Source organism: Gandjariella thermophila (genome assembly GCF_005405885.1).
Lineage (GTDB): Bacteria > Actinomycetota > Actinomycetes > Mycobacteriales > Pseudonocardiaceae > Gandjariella > Gandjariella thermophila.
This window is the reverse complement of record NZ_BJFL01000007.1, coordinates 197,053-216,570: the sequence shown is the minus strand read 5'-3', so window position 1 is coordinate 216,570 and position 19,518 is coordinate 197,053. Positions and strand designations below refer to the sequence as shown.

Below are 19,518 nucleotides of genomic sequence, written 5' to 3'. Positions count from 1 at the left end.
CGCACGGGGGTCTGCGCGCGAGCGTCCACCACCCTGCGGACGTGCCTTCGCTGGTGGGATGAGCGGCTCCACCAACGCCCAGAGTTCGTCGGGCACCAACCGTTCCGACAACGAGTCGATCACGGCGCGAGATCATCGCAGCCTACCCAGCAACATCCAAACGAGACACGCTCTAAGTTGACTACCCAGTTGCCTGCTGAGTTGACCACCGAGTTGCCGCGCGGTGGGACGGTCCCAGGCTTGTGTTCCGGTACGGCCATCCGAGGGAATGATCTTGCGCTGGGAGCTGCGAGGCGGGCAGGGTTCGATACGGGTGAATGCGCGCGGGAAGGAATCTGCGATGAAGGGCGAAGTCGTGGAGTGCCCGCGTGGTGATGTTTCCGAGGGCGCACCGCCGCTGTACGAGGCGCCCGTGCTGGAGGAGGTCGGTGAGGTCGCTGCGCTGACCAACGGCACGTCGTTCGATGACACCGCTGACCGCAAGCGCTTCTACTACTGACGCGGCAGCATGTGGTGGATGCTCGGTTCGCACGAGTATTCCCCGCCTGGGGGCGACCGGCCGTGCCTGACCATCGCTGGGCGATGGCGGCTGTGGCACGGCCCGGCCGCACCCGGTCTCGGGGTACGTCATGCGAGCGTCCCAGGATGTGACCTCGTTGTTCTCGGCTGTTGTCCGGCGGCCGATGCGGTGCTGGAGCGAGCAGCGCGCGGCATTGCTGCTGGTCAGGTGGACGCGCTGGAGCATGTGGGCGGTAGCCGCGTGGTGCTCGCGGCGCGCGCCGATGAGCTGCTGATCTCGGGCGATTTGGCCGGGCAGCGTCCCGTGTACTACCCACGCGATTCCCGCGACGGTCTGGTGGCGGGCTCGCACGCTCGCTTCCTGAGTGCAGGGACGAGCAGGGGAGTTGACTGGGACTGGTTGGCCGCGCATCTGCTGGTGCCCGGTGCGGCCGACGTGTGGTGGACGCGCACGCCGTGGCGCGGCGTGAAGGCGCTGCGTCCGGGCTGGACGTTGCGGATCGCTGGCGACGGTACGACCACGCAGGTGTGCCACGTGGCCCTTCCCGCGCCTGGGCCAAATGTGGAGGATAGCGCGACCGCCTTATTCGAGTCGCTACGACAGGCCGTGCGCAGCCGCGTCAGCGACGCGAGGTGCCCCACGGCGGACTTCTCCGGTGGGTTGGACTCCTCAAGCCTCGCGGTGCTGGCGTCGGCCGTGGCAGGCGAGGTGCCCGCGCTGACGGTTGCCACCGAAGGCGTGGACGACGTGGCGGTGGCGGCCGAAGCGGCGAGGCAAGTGCCGACGCTGCGCCATCACGTCATCGCGGAGCCTTCCGCGCTGCTGCCGTATGCGGACCTGGAGCGCACCCCGCTTACTGATGAACCGTGGCTCGGCGCGGTGACCAGCGCGCGGGAGCGCTGGTGGATGCAGCAAGTCTGCTCCGCGGGGTCCGATCTGCACTTGTCCGGTGATGGTGGGGATGGCGTGTTGCTGGCGACACCGGCCTACCTCGCCGACCTAGTGTCAGCTCGACAGGGGCGGGCGCTGTGGCGGCACGCCGTAGGGTGGGCGCGTCTGCGCCACCAAGCACCGCACGCCTTGATCCGCGCGGCCGTGGCGTTGCGCGGCACCAGCTATCCGCAGGCGTGCCACAACGCCGCTGATCAGCTTGCCAAGAACACGCGCGCCGGGCGCGGGTGGGCCGGGCTGGTCTCCTGGTTCCGCGTCAGTGCGGCGGCCGAGTGGGCAACCCACGAAGGGCGCGCCGCTGTGGCGCGCATGTTGCGTGAGCACGCGGAAACCCGTGCCCACGCCAGCGTTCCGGGACGCATGGGCATCGGGGACTCTGCCGCGTTCCTCGCGTTGAACGCCTTCGCGCGGCAGCAGCGCTTGGACGCTGACGTGGCCGAGCAGTGGTCGGTCAATCACCACGCCCCGTACCTGGACGACGGCGTGGTCCGCGCGTGCTGGTCGGTGCCCGCGTGGCAGCGGACCACGCCCGAGCAAGCCAAACCACTACTCCGGCGCGCGATGAACGGCACCGTCCCGGCGAGCGTGCTGGACCGGAGGACGAAAGGCGACTACACCACGCCCGCATACCAGGGATTACGTGCCCACGCCGACACACTGCGCGATCTCCTCGGCAGCTCACGGCTCGCCGAGGCCGGGCTATTCGATCGAAACAGAATGATGTCTGAGCTGGACCGAGCAATCAACGGGCACAGCATTCGACTCGCCGCCTTCGACGCGATGATTGGTACGGAATTGTGGCTGCGTCAACAAGAACAGAGCAAGTGAAAGGCCGTGAGATGCGGATCGTCGCCGAATCCGGCGTGCACACAACCATATTCGATGACGGTGCGCTCTTGGCCGTATCGCGCAACGGCAAAGTGTTCCGGGCGAATCCCACCGCAGCGGCCATGTGGACAGCGATCGCGGAATCCGATGGTGATCCGGAACGAGCTGCGGTGTCCATCGCGAACCACTACGGAATACCGCAGGAGCGTGCCCGGTCGGACCTGACCTCCTTGGTAGGCAGGCTGCACGACGCCCAGCTCATCCGGTGGCAGCCATGAGCACACCAATGGCCGCGCCGCCGTCAGCGACTCAGCCCGGACGAGCCCGTACCGTGGCAGCCGCCCTCGCTGTGACGACGGTGCGGGCGGCCGTCCGTTTGCTGCCGTTCGGGCGGATCACCGGATTCGTTCGTGCCGTGAACACCGGCCGGGAGGCCACCCGAGGCGAGATCGAGCGAGCCCTGCACGCGGTGGATGCCGCAGCGACCTGGCTGCCCTTCCGCGTCGCCTGCCTGGAACGCTCACTCGCAGGGCTGGTGCTGCTGGCGGCACGTCGCCGCCGCGCGACGTGGTGCCTCGGCGTGCGCCAAACTCCTCCGATCGCCATGCACGCCTGGCTTGCCGACGCGGCAGGCCAGCCCGTCGCCGAGCTGGAGGTCATGCCCACCTACCGCACGATCCTGACCGTGCCATCCGAACCGACAGGAGAAATCACACCGTGACCGCAGGCATCGACTACGACTACTGGACCACCGACCCCCACACCGGCGACCCCATTCCGCAAAGCAGCAGCCCCACGCGGATCGCCGAAATGGTAGCGCTCGCCGATATAGAACCGGGAATGCGCGTGCTGGAGATCGGCACTGGAACCGGATACACCGCCGCCGTGCTCGCGGAAACCGTGGGGCCGTCGGGACACGTGGTCTCGTTGGATGTGGATCGGGAATTGGTCGCCCGCGCCGCCGAGCTTCACCAGCGCGCCGGGAACAGTCACGTCGAAATCCACGTCATCGACGGCACCAAGGGATGGGAAACCGGGGCTCCCTACGATCGGATCATCGGCTGGACCACCCCGCATGTTCTTCCAGAACAATGGGTTCAGCAATCGGCCGACGGTGCCGTCATCGTGACCCCTGTCAAGATTATCGACATCGCGAACGCGCACGCTGTCATCCGGTGCCGGATCGACCACGGCAAACCCGCCGACGCAACGGCGCATCCCGGTAGCTTCATCGAGATGACCTCGGAACCGGTCACCGACTTCGGCCAGCCGCTGCGCTACGTCGACAGCATCGTCACCACCGACGCGGGCGAGCGGGCGTGGATCAGCATCAGCGGACATGATGTTGCGCCCGAGCAGGCGGAATCGATCGTCCGTCAACTCGCCGCAGCCGAACCACACCGGGAATGGATCAACCCCACCGAGTGGCGGGACTTCACCGGCTACCTGATCAGCAGCGTCAGCGACGGCACTCCAATCAGCGCCAGCACTGGCATCGGTCAGGGCTTCGGCTTCACCAACCAGGAGGGCACCGCGCTCGTGCTGCGCGACGGCTCGGTGGTCGCTTGTGGCGCGGCGGCGACCATGAACACGTTGCGCAGCCTCCGAGATGCCTGGGAGCACGCGGGCAAGCCCGGATTCGACGCAGCCGCCGTGGTTTTCACGGCAACCGACGACGGGTGGCGTCCCTGCCTGCGCTACTAACACGCCTGTGCCGAGGGAGGGGGCGGGGGACTCGTGTTCGTCCCCCGCCCCTCAGGACCGAGTGGCAGCGGGTGAATGCGCGCATCGTTGCGGACATATGCCACTCGGGGTTCAGGGCGCCTCGCGGGTTCACGGGCCGTCCGCGTCGTCTCGGGGCCAACTCGGCTCGGTGGCCCCGGCCGGAGGAACGTAGGGCCGCCACCGTGAGCTTGCGTGCGTGTTGCTGGTGCTCAGCAGCCAATCCAGGGCGTTGACGGCGTAGCCGAATCGGTGCTCCACCACCCGGCCGTGCTCGGCGGGGTGGTGGTAGTCGAACCTGGCCTCGGCACGTACGGCGTGGGCCAGTCCGTTCGGGCGCAACGCCAGGTATTCGACGTATCCGGCGCGCACTCGCCACAGGCGGGTACCGATCACCGTGCCGTCGTCCGCATCCGGCAGCGGCCGGAATCCTTCGACGTACAGGCGTCGGCCCAGGTCTTCGACTGCCTGACGGGACAGCGGGTTCATCGTTGCGAGGGTCACCGGAGGCCGGGCAGCCACAGGGCACTGGACGCGCGCCGGGCCACGACTGGCGCGCCGGGCGTGCCGTGCGGCGGCAGGTCCAGAAGAGCGGTGATCACGTCGGCGACCGTGCCGCTGGTCTCCCACAGCGGGTCTCCCTCCGGGTAGTCCTCGGCTCGGAACCGAGCCGCGATCGCTTCGGTCATCCCGCGCAGCACGTAGGTCTCCACCGCGCCCTGGGGCGTCCAGCGCTCGGCGTAGATCGCTTCGACGGCACCGCCATTCGGTCCACGAAAGTTCAGGAACGTGAAACCGGCGTCCATGCTGCGCTCAATCGCGGCGATGTGAGGCGCTTCCTCGCTGGTCAGTGGTCGTGTCATCGGCGTATCGCTTCCTGCGGCTGGAAGGCGGCGACCCTGCCGGAGGTCGGGGGTCAACGACAGGGCCGCCGCCGCTGGTGCCCGGCCGTGCCGCTCGGGGTCCGGCACGGCCGAACGGGTTCACCGGCGGATGAACGGCAGTACCCGCGCGTGCTGGCCCGCCTCGATCGCGGTGGCCTGCTGTTGCAGGTGCTCCGCCAACTCGCGAGCGGCGGCGGGTGTCAGCAACGCGGCCTCGCCCGGCGGGGCAAGCAGCACCACGCGGTCGCCGTCGTCGTGGCGGTAGGTGGCTACGGACCTCGGACGCTGGAGCCCATCGGTACAACCCACGGTCCACCTGGTAAGCGGCGAACCGCGCCGCTGAGCGGTGGTCATAGCGCCCTCCCCTACTCGCGATCTTCCGGCGTACCGTGGTGACGCTACGAGTACGTTCCTGCGCAAAGTGACAAAAAACTGACAATCACGGTTGGTAACGCGAACGGGCTCCGTAGCATCGTGTTCAGGACACGACCAAGGGACGGAGGGTCGCCCGGATGGATCAGCCAGAAGGCGGCATAGCGCACCGAGTCGCCGAATCCCGCAAGCTCGCCGGACTGACACAAAACCAGCTCGCCCAACGGGCCAACGTGTCCGCTTCGCTCGTGCGTAAGGTCGAACAAGGCCGCGCCCCTGCCTCGCCCGCATTCGTCTCCGCCGTGGCGCGGGCACTCAACACCGGCGTCGCCGACCTGCTGGGCCAGCCGTTTGAACACCGCAGCCGCGCGGAACACCGCATCCACGCCACCATCCCGCCGCTGCGCCGCGAGCTGGCCGCCTACACCATCCCGCCGGATGAAGCCATTCGCCCGCGTTCGATGAAGGAGCTGGCCGCCGCCGTCGCCCAGGCGTCCAAACACCGGCACGCTGTCAACCTCGACGCTCTGGGGGCCGAGCTTCCCGGCCTGCTAGCCGAGCTGCGCGCGCAGGTGTGGAACTCCACCGGTGCGGAACAAGAACGCGCCTACTGGCTGCTGGCCGAGGCGTACTACGCCGCCAGCCAGGCCGCCTACAAACTCGGCTACATCGACCTAGCGTCCCTGGCGGTCGACCGTTACGAGTGGGCCGCCGAACGCAGCGGAGACGAGTTGGCCGTGCTGGTCGGCCACTACCAGCGAGCAGGCGAAATGATCAGTGCCGCCGACTGGAACAGTGCCCTGCGGCTGCTCGAACACAGCCGGGCACGCATCGAAGACCGCATTCGCGGCAGCGACGCGCCCGCCATCGCCGTCTGGGGCAACCTGCATCTCAAATCCGGCCTTGCCGCCGCGCGATCCGGCGACACGGCGGCCGCAGACGCCCACTGGAACGAAGCCAACGAAGCGGCCCAACGGCTCGGTGCCGACCGCGACGACTACCGCCTGTGCTTCGGGCCGACCAACGTCAACATCTGGTCCGTCGGCCTCGCGGTCGAGGCGATGAACGGCACCGAGGCCATCAAGCGCGCCGAGCGGTTTGACATCCCGCCGCACACCCAACGGGAACGCGCCGGACACCACTGGATCGACGTGGCGCGCGGGTTCTTGCTGCACGGCGACCACGACAAAGCCACCCGCAGCCTCTACAAGGCCAAGGAAACCGCACCCCAGCAGGCCAAATACCACCCGATGGTCCACGAAACCATCCGCACCCTGGCCCGCGCACGCCGCCGAACCGATCCGGTCGCACGCCTGGCCGCCTGGGCAGGCGTCCAGAACGCCTGACCCAAGCGGCACGACCGTGACGGTCGTGCCGCTACGACCCTGATCATGCGGGCAGATTCATCCGCACCGGCGACTGCTGGTTACGGATGGATGGAACTTGCCCGGTCTTACGCCACCGGCGCAGCACGCGGCGGCCGTAGTTGTTCGTTCCGGCGATCCGGTCCAGTTCCGCGCCGGTGGGCGTGCGTCCCTTGGCTCGCTCGGTCTGGTAGTAGGCCCACCTGCGTTGTTCGGCGGTCGGCTCCGGCTGCTTCCGAGACTGGGCCGAGATCACCGAGAGGCGGGCTGGCCGTGCGGTCTCGCTGTCGGTCTCGGTCGTCTCGGTGGTCTCGTTTGCGGTCTCGCCGGTGGTCTCGGTGTGGCGGCGTTTGAGCGCCCGGTTGAGCAGTTCGACCGCCAGCAGCAGCGCCAGCGGCGGGCACGCCGCGACCGCCACGGCGAACACGCTCAGCTCCGGCGCGGCGGCGATGTTGGCGCACAGCGACATCGGCCTGGGCAGTGGTCAATCCCCTGATGATCGTCTCGGCGTTCATCGGGCACCACCGCCCGAGAACACGCGACGGGTACCCACCGGCTTGATCCTGATCTCAGGACCTTCCGCCGTGAGGGTGTTCGTGTTGTGTAGCGTTAGGCCCGCCCCATGCGGTACGGGGACTCGTCGCGGACGAACAGGGTGCCCCGCACCAGGTGGCTCCCACCGGCCGCAGCCGTCGGCGCCGGACCGGCCGCCGGCCAACCGGCTGCTCGCCCCCGGGGCCGGGCTGATCGACCGGATGCGCGACGCGCTCTCCGGCCGCGCGCACTGAGCGCACCGCCGCCGTGCCGCGGAACGGCCGGCAAGCCGGGTGGCGCAGCCCCTGACCGGACGGGTCGTCAACCCGGCGGACCCGCGCGGTCCCCGGTCGCCGGCCGCGGCCGCAGCCCGGCGTCGAGGTTCGTGACCGCCGAACGCACCAGCGCGTCGACCGCCTCCGGATCGTCTCGCGGCGCCAGGTGGTCGGCGACCGCGAGGGTGGCGACACCGTGCACCAGGGCCCACGCCACGCTGGCGGGCACGGCGGGGTCGCCGCCGGCGATGTCCCCTCGGGACTGTCCATAGCGGACCACCTCCAGCGCCACCTCGAACGCCGCGTCCGCCGCCTCGTGCAGCTCGGGCGCGTTCGCGTAACCGGCCTTGGAGCGGCCGAACATGAGCTGGAACTGCGCCGGCCGGTCCAGCGCGAAGCGCACGTAGGCGCCCGCCAGCGCGAGCTGCCGGTCCAGCGTGCGCACTCCGGCGCGGTCCACCGCCGCGCGCATGCGCTCGGCCAGCAGCCGCATGCCGTCCGCCGCGAGTGCGTCCAGCAGGGCCTGCTTGTCGGCGAAGTGCCGGTAGGGCGCGGTCTTGCTCACCCTGGCCCGGCGCGCGACCTCGCGGAGGGAGAGGCCGTCGATCCCCGTTTCGGCGAGCAGGTCGAGGCTCGCGGCCAGCAGCTCCTCGCGGAGCCGCCCATGGTGGTACGGGCGGCGGGGGTTGTCGCCCCTGCCGCCGTGCCCGCACCCTCGTCCCAGCACCGTGGCCCGCTCCTTCCCTCCGGCCGCGCTGTTTCGCGCGCCGCCCGTCCCGTCCTGGCGGTGGGCCGGCGGCCCGAGCCGCGCCCCCGAGCGAATCTAGCGCCAATGTAGGCGTTGCCAACAATGTTGGCAGTGCCTACACTCCTCCGCACGGCCCACCGCTCCCAGGAAGGACCCGCCGATGGCAGCCTCCCCGCGCACCGTCGTCGTCACCGGGGCATCGAAGGGCATCGGTGCCGCCACCGTTCGCCGGCTGGCCGGGCGAGGAGTCCGGGTCATCGCCGGGGTGCGCCGCGAGGAGGACGGCGCCGCGCTGAAGGAGCAACTCGCCGACCGCGTGCTGCCGGTCCAACTCGACGTCACCGACCAGGACGCGATCGCCGCGGCCGCCGAGGTGGTGCGCGCCGAGGTCGCCGAGCGCGGGCTGAACGGCCTGGTCAACAACGCCGGCATCGCGGTCGCCGCGCCGGTGGAGTTCCTGCCGCCGGGCGAGCTGCGCCACCAGCTCGAGGTCAACGTGATCGGCCAGATCGCGGTGACCCAGGCGCTGGTGCCGCTGCTGCGGGCGGCGCGCGGCCGGATCGTCAACGTCGGCTCGATCGGCGACCGGATCGCCTCGCCGATGCTCGGTGCCTACACCGCGTCGAAGTTCGCGTTGGCCGCCCTCACCGACACCATGCGCATGGAGCTGTCCCGGTGGGGTATCGAGGTGTCGCTCATCGAGCCGGGCGCGGTGGCGACGCCGATCTGGGGTACCTCGGTGGCCGCGGCGGACCGGCTGCTCGAGGCGGCCCCGGAGTCGATCCACGAGCTGTACGGCGGCCAGGTCGCGGCCGCCCGGGCCAGCGCGCGCCGCAACGACACCGCCGGCATCCCGCCGGACGAGGTCGCCAGGGTGATCGAGCACGCGTTGACCGCTCGCCGGCCGCGGACGCGGTACCTGGTGGGCCGCGACGCCCGTATCGCCTCGGTCGTCGCGCGCCTCCCCGACCGGCTCCGCGACCGCCTGGTGCTGAGCCAGTCCGGCTGAACCGGCGTCCCGCCGCGGGCCACGGCCGTCACGGCTCGACCCGGACGCCCATCGAGCGTGCGGTCCCGGCGACGATGCGCATCGCCACGGTGATGTCCGTGGTGTTCAGGTCGGGCAGCTTGCGCTCGGCGATGTCCCGCAGCCCCGCGCGGCTCAGCGTGCCCGCGGTGTCGTGTCCCGGTCGCGCGGCTCCCTTACCACCCAGCGCCTTCCTGATCAGGAACGCGGTCGGCGGTGTTCGGAGCCGTAGCTCGAAGGACCGATCCTCGAACACCGTCACGGCGGCGGGTATCACGTCGCCGCGTTGTGCGATGGTGGCCGCGTCGTACTGCTTCTTGACCTCCATCAGGTTGACGCCGGTCTGCCCGAGCGCCTTGCCCAGCTCCACCATGGGAGCGTCGCCCGCCGGGAGTTCCAGCGTGGTCCGCAACAGCGGCTTCTTCTTCGATGGCATGGCCTGCCCCTTGCCGGTCGGCGATATCGACGGCGCGGGACGCTATGGCCTGCGGTTACTGGAGACTCAACCCGAAACCCGGACCCCGTCACGAGGCGCGTGCCGCCGCCGCTGTGCCCGGGATCACCCCCTCCCGGGCGAACCGGGCGGTGAACCCCGGTAATCCGGAGGCGGGCGGCACCGGCGGCTGCCTATCCTTGATAGGCGTATGGGAACATCATTCGCCCAACCCTCGCTCGCTGACCTGCGGGAACGTCTGCCCACGCTGATGCTGCGCGACGAGCGCCGGCTGGGGCGACGCATCGACGGCGCACGCAGGGTCAGGGACGCGGCGGCTCGCCGGGCGATCATCGACGAGATCAGCGCCGAGATCGACGCGGCCGAGCGGCGGGTGGCGCGGCGCCGTGCCGCGCTGCCGGAGCCGGAGTACCCGCCGTCCCTGCCGATCAGCGAGCGCAAGGACGACATCCTCGCCGCGATCCGGGACCACCAGGTGGTCATCGTCGCCGGCGAGACCGGGTCCGGGAAGACGACCCAGCTCCCCAAGATCTGCCTGGAACTGGGCCGCGGCGTGCGCGGCACGATCGGGCACACCCAGCCGCGCCGGCTGGCCGCCCGCACCGTCGCCGAGCGGATCGCCGAGGAACTGGACACGCCGCTGGGCGCGGCCGTCGGCTACCAGGTGCGGTTCACCGACCAGACCGCGGACGGCACCCTGGTCAAGCTGATGACCGACGGCATCCTGCTCGCCGAGATCCAGCAGGACCGCCAGCTCCGGCAGTACGACACGCTGATCATCGACGAGGCGCACGAGCGCAGCCTGAACATCGACTTCATCCTCGGCTACCTCAAGCAACTGCTGCCGCGCCGCCCCGACCTCAAGGTGATCATCACCTCGGCCACCATCGACCCTGAGCGCTTCTCCCGGCACTTCGGCGGCGCACCGGTGATCGAGGTGTCCGGACGCACCTACCCGGTCGAGGTGCGCTACCGGCCGCTGGTGGAAACGGACGACGACACCGACGACACCGTCCGCGACCAGACCCAGGCGATCTGCGACGCCGCCGAGGAACTGTGCCGCGAGGGGCCGGGCGACATCCTCGTCTTCCTCAGCGGGGAGCGGGAGATCCGGGACACCGCCGACGCGCTCGACAGGCTGGGTCTGCCGAGCACCGAGATTCTCCCGCTGTACGCGCGGCTGTCCGCGGCCGAGCAGCACCGGGTGTTCCAGCCGCACACCGGTCGGCGCATCGTGCTCGCCACGAACGTCGCGGAAACCTCTTTAACGGTCCCCGGCATCAGGTACGTCATCGACCCGGGGTTCGCCCGAATCTCCCGGTACAGCCAGCGCACCAAGGTGCAGCGGCTGCCCATCGAGCCGATCTCCCAGGCGTCCGCCAACCAGCGGAAGGGCCGCTGCGGCCGCGTCTCCGACGGCATCTGCATCCGGCTGTACTCCGAAGCGGACTTCCTCGCCCGGCCCGAGTTCACCGACCCGGAGATCCTGCGCACCAACCTGGCCTCGGTCATCCTGCAGATGACCGCGCTCGGTCTCGGGGACGTGGCCGCGTTCCCGTTCGTCGACCCGCCGGAGAAGCGCAACATCTCCGACGGCGTGGAACTGCTGCGTGAACTCGGCGCGATCGACCCGGCCGCGCAGGACGTGCGCAAGCGGCTCACCCCGGTGGGCCGCAAGCTCGCGCAGCTCCCGGTCGATCCCCGGCTGGGCCGGATGGTGCTGGAGGCCGACCGCAACGGCTGTGCCCGCGAGGTCATCGTGATCGCCGCCGCACTGTCCATTCAGGACCCTCGGGAACGGCCGGCGGAGAAGCAGGAGGCCGCCGAGCAGAGCCACAGCCGTTTTGCCAACTCCGAATCCGACTTCCTCACCTACCTCAACCTGTGGAACTACCTGCGGGAGCAGCAGAAGGCGCTGTCCGGCAACCAGTTCCGGCGGATGTGCAGGCGGGAGTTCCTGAACTTCCTGCGCGTCCGCGAGTGGCAGGACATCGAGAGTCAACTCCGCCAGATCGCCAGGACCCTCGGCGTCACGCTGAACGACAGCCCCGCCGAGCCGCAGCGCGTCCACCAGTCCCTGCTGGCGGGCATGCTCTCGCACATCGGCCTGCGCGACCCGCAGCGCCGGGACTACCAGGGGGCCCGCAACGCGCGGTTCGCCATCTTCCCGGGCTCGGCGCTGTTCAAGAAGCAGCCGTCCTGGGTGATGGCGGCCGAACTGGTGGAGACCTCCCGCCTCTGGGGACGGATCGTCGCGCGCATCGAACCGGAGTGGGCCGAGAAACTCGCCGGGCACCTGGTCAAGCGCGGCTACAGCGAGCCGCACTGGGAGAAGAAGCAGGGCGCGGTGATGGCCTACGAGAAGGTGACCCTGTACGGGTTGCCGATCGTGGTGTCCCGCAAGGTCAACTACGGGCGGGTGGACCCGGAGCTGTCCCGCGAGCTGTTCATCCGGCACGCCCTGGTGGAGGGCGACTGGGACACCCGGCACCGGTTCTTCCACGACAACCGGCGGCTGCTGGAGGAGGTCGCCGACCTGGAGCACCGGGCGCGCCGGCGGGACATTCTCGTCGACGACGAGACGCTGTTCGACTTCTACGACCGCCGCATCCCGGCCGACGTGGTGTCCGCGCGGCACTTCGACGCCTGGTGGAAGAAGGCCTGCCGGGACCAGCCCGACCTGCTCACCTTCGAGAAGTCCGCACTGATCAACGACCGGGTGGACGGCATCAGCGAGGGCGACTACCCGGACGACTGGCAGGCCGACGGCCTGCGGCTGCCGCTGTCCTACGCCTTCGAGCCGGGCACCGAGACGGACGGGGTCACGGTGGACGTGCCGCTGCCGGTGCTGCACCAGGTCTCCGCCGCCGAGTTCAGCTGGCAGGTACCGGGGATGCGCCGGGAACTGGTCACCGCGCTGATCCGCTCGCTGCCCAAACCGCTGCGGCGGCACTTCGTGCCGGTGCCCGACGTGGTCGATGGCGTGCTGGCCCGGCTCGCACCGGCCGGCGACGAGTCCCTGCTGGACGCGCTGGAGGCGGAACTGCGCCGGCTCACCGGCGTCACGGTGCCCCGGGACGCCTGGGAGCTCGACCGGCTGCCGGACCACCTGAGGATCACCTTCCGGGTGGTCGACGAGCACGGCGCGGAACTCGCCGCCGGCAAGGATCTGGAAACGCTGAAGCAGCGGCTGCGACCGAAGACCCAGGCCACCCTGTCCCAGGCGGGGGAGAGCCTGACCCGGGAGGGCTTGCGCACCTGGGACTTCGGCACCCTGCCGCGCACCTTCGACGGCGAGCAGGCCGGCTACCCGGTCACCGCGTACCCCGCCCTGGTGGACGAGGGCGACAGCGTCGCGATCCGGATGTTCGAGACCGAGGCCGAGCAGGGCGCCGCTATGTGGCGGGGGACCAGAAGGCTGCTCCTGCTCAATGTCCCCTCGCCGGTCAAGCTGGTGCAGAAGGGCCTGTCCAACGAGGCCAAGCTGGTGCTCACCCGCAATCCGCACGGCAGCGTGGCCGCGCTGCTGGAGGACTGCATCGCGGCGGCCGCGGACCGGCTGATCGCCGAGGCGGGCGGCCCGGCGTGGGACGCCGAGGGCTTCGCCCGGCTCCGTGAGCGGCTGCACGCGGACCTGGGCAGTGCCGTGCTCGGGGTCGCCGGCCAGGTGCGACGCGTCCTCGCCGCCGCCCACCAGGCCGAGACCAGGCTGGCCGGCACGTCCGCCCCCGGGTTGGAGCCGTCCCTGGCCGACGCCCGGGAGCACTACGGTTCGCTGGTCTATCCCGGCTTCGTCACCGCCACCGGGTGGCGGCGCTTGCCGGACCTGGTCCGCTACCTCCAGGCCCTGGACCGGCGGCTGGAGACGCTGCCGCGCAACCCGCAGCGGGACGCCGACCGCATGCGGCAGGTACGGCAGGTCCAGCAGGCGTACCAGGAACTGCGCGACGAGGTGCCGGACGGCGAGGGGCTCGCCCGGATCCGCTGGATGATCGAGGAACTGCGGGTCAGCTACTTCGCGCAGTCGCTGGGCACCCCGTACCCGGTGTCGGACAAGCGGATCTTCCGGGCCATGGACGACCTGGCCGCGAGCTGACGCGCGAGCACATCGCCGGCGTTACCCGCCGCGGCGCCGGGACGCCGCACCGACTGACGGGCGCACGAGCCCGCCCATCGCGGTGTCGAACCCGGAGGTGGAAACGCCGAAGCCACCTGTCAACCGACGCTCCCGGACGTCCCCGCCCGGGCCGACTCACGCCGGTAGCCTTGCTCGGGCAGGTGAGAGCAGGGCAGGTCGCGATGCAGGAGATCTTCAAGGCGCGGGAGCGGCTGGTCGACGACTACCGCAGTTTCACATCGGCGTTCATCGATGTCCGCAACGAGCGGATCGCCGCGCACGTGCGCGAGAACCTCGACCGGGGCACGCAATGGCCCGATCCGTGGCTTTCCCAGAACCCGAACTTCGCCTCCCGGACAAGGGCATCGACAGGGCCTATGCCTCTGCTCAGAACGCCATGCAGAACACGCTGCAGCAGGCGATACAGGTGGCGCTAGTGTGACGCGGCGATGGCGAGGGCGGAGTTGCCGCGCCGTGCCGGTGACTGGAAGTCGACGTAGGCGATGGGTGGATGAGCGAGTACCAGTACTACGAGTTCGTCGCGGTGGACCGGCCGCTGGACCCGGGTGAACAGGCCGAGGTGCGCTCGCTGTCCACCCGCGCGGAGATCACCGCCACCAGCTTCACCAACGAGTACCACTGGGGCAACTTCCGCGGCGACCCGGTCCGGATGATGGAGCACTACTACGACGCGCACCTCTACCTGGCCAACTGGGGAACCCGTCGCCTCATGCTCCGGCTGCCGCTCAACCTGCTCGACCTGGACGAGGTCGACCCGTACTGCGTCGGCGACCTGGTCGACGCCTGGACCACCGAGGACCACCTCGTACTGGACCTGTCCAGCGAGGACGAGGACGGCGACGACATCGTCGTCGACCCGAGGGGATGGTTGGCCGGCATCATCGGCGTCCGCGCCGAACTCGCCACCGGCGACCTGCGGCCGCTCTACCTGGCCTGGCTCGCCGCGTACGGCACGTGGGAACGCGACGAGTCCGCCTTCGGCCGCGACGCCGACGACGACCCCGAACCACCCGTGCCGCCAGGGCTGCGCACGCTCACCGCACCACAACGCGCGCTGGCCGACTTCCTCCGCCTGGACGACGACCTGCTCGCGGTCGCGGCCGAGACAAGCCCGCCGCTGGAGCGGAGCACCGGTGACCCGGACCGGCTCGCCACCTGGGTGACCAACCTGCCGTTGGCCGAGAAGAACCGGCTGCTGCTGCGGGTCGTGCGGGACCAGGCCGCCGGCGCCAGGATGGAGATGCTGGCCCGGTTCCGCGCCGAAACCACGACGGCCAGCCGCACCGTGGCCGACCTCCTGGACGGGGCGGCACGGCGGAGGAACGATCGGAGCAGCCACCCGGCCACCTGACCCGCCCGGGTATGCCCGCGCGACGCCACCGAGGGCGATCAGCCACGGGTCACCACGCCGGGCGTGGTGCGTCGTCCAAATGCGACATCGGTTCCGCGACGGCGTGGGTCAGACGCTGGTGGTCGGCGGGGGCCAGGGTGGACCACGGTCGGCCGTCGGGGGACGGGCGGCGGGTGAACTGCCAGCGGCCGGTGGAGGTGTCGTAGAACGACACCACGTACCTGGCGCGTCGCCGGCGGCCGAGTGCGCCGTGCTCCCGGCGCCGGCGGGCCGCGAAGCACCCTTTGCCGTCGACGATCGAGACCCCGTGGATCATGTCGTACAGCTGCCGGTGGGAGAAGCTGGCGAAGTCGTAGCACTGCGCGGCCACCGTTCGGTCCCCCTCGACTGGTGATCTGTGGTCGCACTCGCCGACCCGAGCCGGAACCACCGTAGCAACGGACGTTGCCCGGAGTGAGTGGGTTCCCACCGAACGCGACAGGGGATGTAGGCGGCCGATCCTTGGGCTGTTCCGGTGAGCCGCCACCTGTCTCGCGATCAACGGCTCGGTTCGGCCCGTCCGTGTGCGATCGGTGGTTGCAGCACACCATCGAACTGCTGCGCAACCGTCGCCAGATCATCTTCCACGGGCCCCCGGGTACCGGAAAGACCTACCTCGCCCTGGAGTTGGCGCACCATCTCACCGAGCAGCAGATGGCCCAGTTGGTGCAGTTCCATCCGGCCTACTCGTACGAGGACTTCTTCGCTGGACCTGAACGCGCCCCTCGCCGATCTGCGCGTCCAGATCGAGAAGCTGGCCGCGGAGATTCGCAAGCCCTGAGGGTGCGCTCGGCGTGACGGCACATGTGAAGGGTCAAACATTGACGTGAAGCTTCTTCACGAATAGATCATCGATCCGAGCCCGCGGCTCTCCTTCCCTCCCTGCACCCCTCCACAGAACCGAGGTGACGCGATGAAGCTCACCCGCCGTGCTACCGGCGCGCGCCTGCTCGCCGGGCTCGCACTCGCCGTCGTTCCCCTGCTCGGCCTGACTCCCTCGGCGGCGGCCGCCCAGACGGTCACCTACCACCTGCGGTCCACGGCCGCCGGCCAGACCGCCGACTCGACGCTGACGGTGAGCGTCGAGGCCACGCAGCCCGCCACGGTCGCCCCCGGAGGCGCGCTCAGCGTGACCTTAGCCACCGGACCGATCACCGTGCCCAGCAGCGCCAACGGTTACACCATCCGGGAGATCAAGGACATCAGGCTGAACATCCCCGTCCCGGCGAACTCGACCTACGGCTCGTGCAGCCTGTCCGGCGGCGCCAACGTCGGCAGCGGCACGCCCAGTTGCTCGCAGGCGGCCGGCACGGTGACGGTCACCGTCCCCGGGCCCATCGCCGGTGGTGCCACGGCCACCCTGCCCACGCTCACCCTGAACCTCACCGCCGGCGACTCCGGCATGATCAGCACCCGGCTCGGCGGCACCGGCTACAGCGACCCCGGGCTGACGTTCACCGCGGTGGTGCTGGTGCTCGGCTTCCCGGTCAACGCACCCACCAACGGCTACCCCGATCCGAACCCGGTGCTCGCCAGCACGACGATCGGCTGAGCGCAACACCCACGGCCGGTAGGCACCACGCTGCCACGCGCGGTGCCTACCGGTGCCGTACAACGCGCCTACCCGGACAGCGCCGCCGCGGTTGGCGCCGAGCGCGGGCATGACCGCACCGCCGTCAGTCGTCCGGGGAGGGCTCGTCGGAGTGGATGTCGGCGGCGATGCCGCGGGCCCAGGCACGGATACGGTCCGGGTTGCGGTAGTCGCCGCACAGCCCGTCGCGCACCATCCGGCGAGCCACCCATCCCCGGGCCTGCTCGGACAGCCGGCCGCCGAAGGTGACGTGCTGCCGGGCACGCAGCCGGAGCCGGGCCCGGCCCGCGGCGCGGACCGGCGGGATGTCGTGCTCGTCGGCGGAGGTGTCCAGCGGGCCGCTGGAGAACAGCCACACCGGCCGGCCGCGCAGCCGGCCGGCGTGCCGGCGGGCGAACCGCACCGCGTCCGCGTGCCAGCGCGACATGTAGAGCGCGCCACCGAGCACGACCGCGTGGTAGCCGGCCACGTCATGGACCGACCGGGCGGGGCGGACGTCGGCGTCGATGCCCTGCTCCCGCAGTGTCTGGCCGATCGCCTCGGCGATCCCGGCCGAGCCGCCGTTCTTCGAGCCGTACGCGACCAGCACCCGCCAGTGCCTCATGGACGAAACGCTCCCCGCGCGTCGCCTCCCGCGTGTTCCTGGCATCCGAGCAGCGGGCCGCCGGCACGGCCAGAGGCAAAGGTCCCTGGCCGTGCCGGCTGGCGAGGCCGCGACGTTCCGTGGCGCCGGCCGCCCGAGCGGCCTCAGCGCTCTTCCGGTGGGGCGCTCGTGCCCGGCGGTGGAGGCGCCGGCGGCGGCTGCTCACCCGGTTGCCGGGGTGGCACACCGGGGGCCGTGGCGCCGGGCGGGGGAGTCGTCCCCGGCGGTGGCCCGCCGACCGGGCCGGCGGGATCGGCCTCCCCCTGGTCGAGCCGGAACGGCGGGTAGACGTCGGTCATCAGCGCCGCGTACCCGGCGACCCGCAGCCACCACCGGTTCAGCCCGAGCACGAAGCCGAGGAGGCCGCGCGGGTAGTGGCCGGTGAACAGCAGGGCCACCGCCGCGATCAGCACCATCGTGCCGAGCAGACCGGGCCACGACCAGCCGCCGTCTCCGGCCCAGTCACCGCCGGCATAGCCGTAGCCATACCAGTAGTCCGGGCCGTACCCGTAGTCGTAGCCGCGCGGGCCGCCGTGCCACGGCCACAGGTAGGAGGTGGTGCCGCTGGTGAACGCCGCGATGATCAGATAGTGCGGGATCGCCAGCAGCCACCACTTGACCAGCACCAGCCCGCGGGAGAGGCGTTCCGGGTAGGCGACGTCCAACCGGGCCGGATAGTCGGCGCGGTCGGCCAGGGTGAACGGCGGGTACCGGTCGGTACCCAGCGCGTTGTAGCTGTAGTAGATAACCCGCCAGTGCCAGCGCAGCACGCCGACGTTGAAGTCGAATATGGGCCTCGGGTAGCGCCCGGTGAACAGGATGGCGAAGAACGCGACGACGGTCAGCACGAAGAAAGCCACCCACAGGAACGCCAGCACGATGACGTGCGGGATGACGAGTATCCACTTCACCAACCACAGCCAGCGGGTCAGGCCCGGATCGAGACGTCCTTCGACCCGGACCGGATAGGAGTCGGTGGGTTCCACGTCGGCTACCCCCTCAGCTCTCGTTTCTGCACGCGCCCGAGCACGTGTCCGGGCCGCGGGCGAACGCCGGACGGTCACCTGGCCACCGGTCCCCGGTGCGGGCCACCGGCGGTCGGCGCGCTTCCCGCCACCATTCCGTGCCACCCGGTGGCCGGACAGGGCCACACGGCCTGCTGTTCGCCCGCCGGTGACTGGCTTCCCCACCGAAGACGCATCGACACGGCAATGGCACAACCCGCCGCCGACGGCCCAGCACTCTCGGGACGCCACCGTGCGCGGGTGGTGACGGAGCCTTACCCGATCGAGCGGTCGCCGACCACGGCCGGAGCAGCATGCGGGCTGTTCGAGCACGTATTCCGGAATGGAACCTGGCAGAAGCGACGGCCAGCCCCGCGGCATCCGTGCCGATGGGCGAAGTGCGCCGGGCCGGCGTGGCGGACGACACTCCCTTTGCGCATCGCGGGGCGCCCGGTGTTCCGGCCGGTTCCCGTTACTTCTCAGGCAGCGCCACTACCGGAGCGCAACCGATACGTGATTATCTCGGGGAGATCCCGCCGTGGTTGAATGGGCAGCGACGGCGCGGATATTCACTGAGGGAGCAGTTCATGGCGCAGAAGGTTCTGGTGCAGTTGGTCGACGACCTGGACGGGTCGACCGCGGAGCAGACCGTTGAGTTCGCCCTCGATGGCGTGCAGTACCAGATTGACCTGTCCGACAAGAACGCCGGGGCGTTGCGCGAAGCGCTGGAGCCGTTCGTTTCCGCGGCGCGGCGGGCCGGTGGACGGAAGCGGTCCGCGGCCCCTCGCGGGGGCGGCCGGGGTTCGTCGGCCAGCGACCGGGAGCGGAACCAGGCCATTCGGGAGTGGGCGCGCAAGCAGGGAATGAACGTTTCCGAGCGCGGCCGCATCCCGGCCGAGGTCGTCGAGGCGTACGACAAGGCCCATTGAGCCGGCGGCGCGGGGCACAGCGGTCGTCCGCCGGACGGTGTCGGGCCCGCGACCGAACTGGCGGTCGCGGGCCCGAGACCCGGAACTAGCTACCGACGGCGATCCCGGACAGTGACTTGAGCTCACCCATCGACGACGGGGACA

At 70.5% G+C, this 19,518-nt stretch carries 21 protein-coding genes and 3 pseudogenes; 14 read left to right on the top strand and 10 right to left on the bottom strand.

Going from position 1 to position 19,518, the window contains the following annotated elements:
- A pseudogene (locus tag FFT21_RS10425) lies at positions 1-123 on the bottom strand (IS5/IS1182 family transposase); the annotation flags it as partial.
- Between the two features lie 217 nt (positions 124-340).
- Between FFT21_RS10425 and FFT21_RS10420 the strand changes: the two are divergent.
- The 5 genes from FFT21_RS10420 to FFT21_RS10400 are packed head-to-tail and all read left to right on the top strand — an operon-like array spanning position 341 to position 4,003.
- On the top strand, positions 341-499 hold the full coding sequence (locus FFT21_RS10420; RefSeq protein WP_192909467.1) for a lasso RiPP family leader peptide-containing protein: 159 nt from the start codon (positions 341-343) through the stop codon (positions 497-499).
- Between the two features lie 9 nt (positions 500-508).
- A complete protein-coding gene (locus FFT21_RS10415) occupies positions 509-2,299 on the top strand; it encodes an albusnodin/ikarugamycin family macrolactam cyclase (RefSeq protein ID WP_137813584.1) in 1,791 nt (596 codons plus the stop codon).
- 11 nt (positions 2,300-2,310) lie between these two features.
- Complete coding sequence (locus FFT21_RS10410; RefSeq protein ID WP_137813583.1) at positions 2,311-2,577, top strand: PqqD family protein; 267 nt, start codon at positions 2,311-2,313, stop codon at positions 2,575-2,577.
- A 53-nt stretch (positions 2,578-2,630) separates the two neighbouring features.
- The gene (locus FFT21_RS10405; protein ID WP_192909465.1) at positions 2,631-3,020 is read left to right on the top strand and encodes a lasso peptide biosynthesis B2 protein; all 390 of its coding nucleotides are present in this window, start codon (positions 2,631-2,633) and stop codon (positions 3,018-3,020) included.
- Positions 3,017-4,003, top strand: coding sequence for a methyltransferase domain-containing protein (locus tag FFT21_RS10400; protein ID WP_137813581.1), 987 nt, complete (start codon positions 3,017-3,019; stop codon positions 4,001-4,003). The genes FFT21_RS10405 and FFT21_RS10400 overlap by 4 nt, the downstream gene beginning before the upstream one ends.
- 129 nt (positions 4,004-4,132) lie before the next feature.
- Here the strand turns inward: FFT21_RS10400 and FFT21_RS10395 are convergent, their stop codons facing one another.
- The 3 genes from FFT21_RS10395 to FFT21_RS10385 form a co-directional block, all read right to left on the bottom strand.
- Entirely contained in the window at positions 4,133-4,510 is a 378-nt protein-coding gene (locus FFT21_RS10395) for a hypothetical protein (protein WP_225978270.1), read from the bottom strand.
- Between the two features lie 11 nt (positions 4,511-4,521).
- Positions 4,522-4,884: a hypothetical protein gene (locus tag FFT21_RS10390; RefSeq protein ID WP_137813580.1), complete on the bottom strand. Its 363-nt coding sequence runs from the start codon at positions 4,882-4,884 to the stop codon at positions 4,522-4,524.
- Positions 4,885-5,004: 120 nt separating this feature from the next.
- Positions 5,005-5,214 carry a hypothetical protein gene (locus tag FFT21_RS10385; protein WP_137813579.1) on the bottom strand — a complete coding sequence of 70 codons (210 nt, stop codon included), beginning with the start codon at positions 5,212-5,214 and terminating at the stop codon, positions 5,005-5,007.
- 203 nt (positions 5,215-5,417) lie between these two features.
- Here FFT21_RS10385 and FFT21_RS10380 point away from each other — a divergent pair, with 203 nt between their 5' ends.
- Positions 5,418-6,623 carry a helix-turn-helix domain-containing protein gene (locus tag FFT21_RS10380; protein WP_137813578.1) on the top strand — a complete coding sequence of 402 codons (1,206 nt, stop codon included), beginning with the start codon at positions 5,418-5,420 and terminating at the stop codon, positions 6,621-6,623.
- Positions 6,624-6,666: 43 nt separating this feature from the next.
- Here FFT21_RS10380 and FFT21_RS10375 read toward each other — a convergent pair whose 3' ends face one another.
- Positions 6,667-7,068: a hypothetical protein gene (locus FFT21_RS10375; protein ID WP_225978269.1), complete on the bottom strand. Its 402-nt coding sequence runs from the start codon at positions 7,066-7,068 to the stop codon at positions 6,667-6,669.
- A gap of 253 nt (positions 7,069-7,321) precedes the next feature.
- Between FFT21_RS10375 and FFT21_RS29680 the strand changes: the two are divergent.
- A pseudogene (locus FFT21_RS29680) lies at positions 7,322-7,429 on the top strand (hemerythrin domain-containing protein); the annotation flags it as partial.
- A 67-nt stretch (positions 7,430-7,496) separates the two neighbouring features.
- Here FFT21_RS29680 and FFT21_RS10365 read toward each other — a convergent pair.
- Positions 7,497-8,177 carry a TetR/AcrR family transcriptional regulator gene (locus FFT21_RS10365; RefSeq protein ID WP_137813577.1) on the bottom strand — a complete coding sequence of 227 codons (681 nt, stop codon included), beginning with the start codon at positions 8,175-8,177 and terminating at the stop codon, positions 7,497-7,499.
- 181 nt (positions 8,178-8,358) lie between these two features.
- On the opposite strand from FFT21_RS10365, the gene FFT21_RS10360 reads away from it, so the two are divergent.
- Positions 8,359-9,207, top strand: coding sequence for an SDR family oxidoreductase (locus tag FFT21_RS10360; protein WP_137813576.1), 849 nt, complete (start codon positions 8,359-8,361; stop codon positions 9,205-9,207).
- Positions 9,208-9,235: 28 nt separating this feature from the next.
- Here FFT21_RS10360 and FFT21_RS10355 read toward each other — a convergent pair whose 3' ends face one another.
- Positions 9,236-9,661, bottom strand: a complete 426-nt coding sequence (locus FFT21_RS10355; protein WP_137813575.1) for an uL11 family ribosomal protein — start codon at positions 9,659-9,661, stop codon at positions 9,236-9,238.
- 208 nt (positions 9,662-9,869) lie between these two features.
- On the opposite strand from FFT21_RS10355, the gene hrpA reads away from it, so the two are divergent.
- The 3 genes from hrpA (at position 9,870) to FFT21_RS10340 (ending at position 15,168) form a co-directional block, all read left to right on the top strand.
- Complete coding sequence (gene hrpA, locus FFT21_RS10350) at positions 9,870-13,775, top strand: ATP-dependent RNA helicase HrpA (RefSeq protein ID WP_137813574.1); 3,906 nt, start codon at positions 9,870-9,872, stop codon at positions 13,773-13,775.
- A 203-nt stretch (positions 13,776-13,978) separates the two neighbouring features.
- Complete coding sequence (locus tag FFT21_RS10345; protein ID WP_137813573.1) at positions 13,979-14,233, top strand: hypothetical protein; 255 nt, start codon at positions 13,979-13,981, stop codon at positions 14,231-14,233.
- Between the two features lie 74 nt (positions 14,234-14,307).
- On the top strand, positions 14,308-15,168 hold the full coding sequence (locus FFT21_RS10340; protein WP_137813572.1) for a hypothetical protein: 861 nt from the start codon (positions 14,308-14,310) through the stop codon (positions 15,166-15,168).
- A gap of 49 nt (positions 15,169-15,217) precedes the next feature.
- On the opposite strand, the gene FFT21_RS10335 is transcribed toward FFT21_RS10340, so the two are convergent.
- Entirely contained in the window at positions 15,218-15,538 is a 321-nt protein-coding gene (locus FFT21_RS10335) for an ESX secretion-associated protein EspG (RefSeq protein WP_225978268.1), read from the bottom strand.
- Positions 15,539-15,621: 83 nt separating this feature from the next.
- On the opposite strand from FFT21_RS10335, the gene FFT21_RS30675 reads away from it, so the two are divergent.
- Complete coding sequence (locus tag FFT21_RS30675; RefSeq protein ID WP_371856758.1) at positions 15,622-16,005, top strand: AAA family ATPase; 384 nt, start codon at positions 15,622-15,624, stop codon at positions 16,003-16,005.
- A gap of 115 nt (positions 16,006-16,120) precedes the next feature.
- Positions 16,121-16,759 (top strand): hypothetical protein, encoded by a 639-nt coding sequence (locus FFT21_RS10325; RefSeq protein WP_137813570.1) that lies wholly within the window; start codon positions 16,121-16,123, stop codon positions 16,757-16,759.
- A 124-nt stretch (positions 16,760-16,883) separates the two neighbouring features.
- Here the strand turns inward: FFT21_RS10325 and FFT21_RS10320 are convergent, their stop codons facing one another.
- Positions 16,884-17,402, bottom strand: coding sequence for a flavodoxin domain-containing protein (locus FFT21_RS10320; RefSeq protein WP_137813569.1), 519 nt, complete (start codon positions 17,400-17,402; stop codon positions 16,884-16,886).
- Between the two features lie 245 nt (positions 17,403-17,647).
- Positions 17,648-18,427 (bottom strand): annotated as a pseudogene (locus tag FFT21_RS29675) (DUF4389 domain-containing protein); the annotation flags it as partial.
- A 605-nt stretch (positions 18,428-19,032) separates the two neighbouring features.
- Here FFT21_RS29675 and FFT21_RS10310 point away from each other — a divergent pair.
- Positions 19,033-19,374 (top strand): histone-like nucleoid-structuring protein Lsr2, encoded by a 342-nt coding sequence (locus FFT21_RS10310; protein WP_137813567.1) that lies wholly within the window; start codon positions 19,033-19,035, stop codon positions 19,372-19,374.
- The last annotated feature ends 144 nt before the right edge of the window (positions 19,375-19,518 follow it).

Excerpts from the sequence above, each read along its gene's own strand:
- FFT21_RS10345 (WP_137813573.1), top strand. The coding sequence starts at position 13,979 with ATGCAGGAGATCTTCAAGGCGCGGGAGCGGCTGGTCGACGACTACCGC.
- FFT21_RS10415 (WP_137813584.1), top strand. The coding sequence starts at position 509 with ATGTGGTGGATGCTCGGTTCGCACGAGTATTCCCCGCCTGGGGGCGAC.
- FFT21_RS10310 (WP_137813567.1), top strand. The coding sequence starts at position 19,033 with ATGGCGCAGAAGGTTCTGGTGCAGTTGGTCGACGACCTGGACGGGTCG.
- FFT21_RS10380 (WP_137813578.1), top strand. The coding sequence starts at position 5,418 with ATGGATCAGCCAGAAGGCGGCATAGCGCACCGAGTCGCCGAATCCCGC.
- FFT21_RS10420 (WP_192909467.1), top strand. The coding sequence starts at position 341 with ATGAAGGGCGAAGTCGTGGAGTGCCCGCGTGGTGATGTTTCCGAGGGC.
- FFT21_RS10320 (WP_137813569.1), bottom strand. The coding sequence starts at position 17,402 with ATGAGGCACTGGCGGGTGCTGGTCGCGTACGGCTCGAAGAACGGCGGC.
- FFT21_RS10355 (WP_137813575.1), bottom strand. The coding sequence starts at position 9,661 with ATGCCATCGAAGAAGAAGCCGCTGTTGCGGACCACGCTGGAACTCCCG.
- FFT21_RS10390 (WP_137813580.1), bottom strand. The coding sequence starts at position 4,884 with ATGACACGACCACTGACCAGCGAGGAAGCGCCTCACATCGCCGCGATT.
- FFT21_RS10340 (WP_137813572.1), top strand. The coding sequence starts at position 14,308 with ATGAGCGAGTACCAGTACTACGAGTTCGTCGCGGTGGACCGGCCGCTG.
- FFT21_RS10395 (WP_225978270.1), bottom strand. The coding sequence starts at position 4,510 with ATGAACCCGCTGTCCCGTCAGGCAGTCGAAGACCTGGGCCGACGCCTG.
- hrpA (WP_137813574.1), top strand. The coding sequence starts at position 9,870 with ATGGGAACATCATTCGCCCAACCCTCGCTCGCTGACCTGCGGGAACGT.
- FFT21_RS10325 (WP_137813570.1), top strand. The coding sequence starts at position 16,121 with ATGAAGCTCACCCGCCGTGCTACCGGCGCGCGCCTGCTCGCCGGGCTC.
- FFT21_RS10360 (WP_137813576.1), top strand. The coding sequence starts at position 8,359 with ATGGCAGCCTCCCCGCGCACCGTCGTCGTCACCGGGGCATCGAAGGGC.
- FFT21_RS10410 (WP_137813583.1), top strand. The coding sequence starts at position 2,311 with ATGCGGATCGTCGCCGAATCCGGCGTGCACACAACCATATTCGATGAC.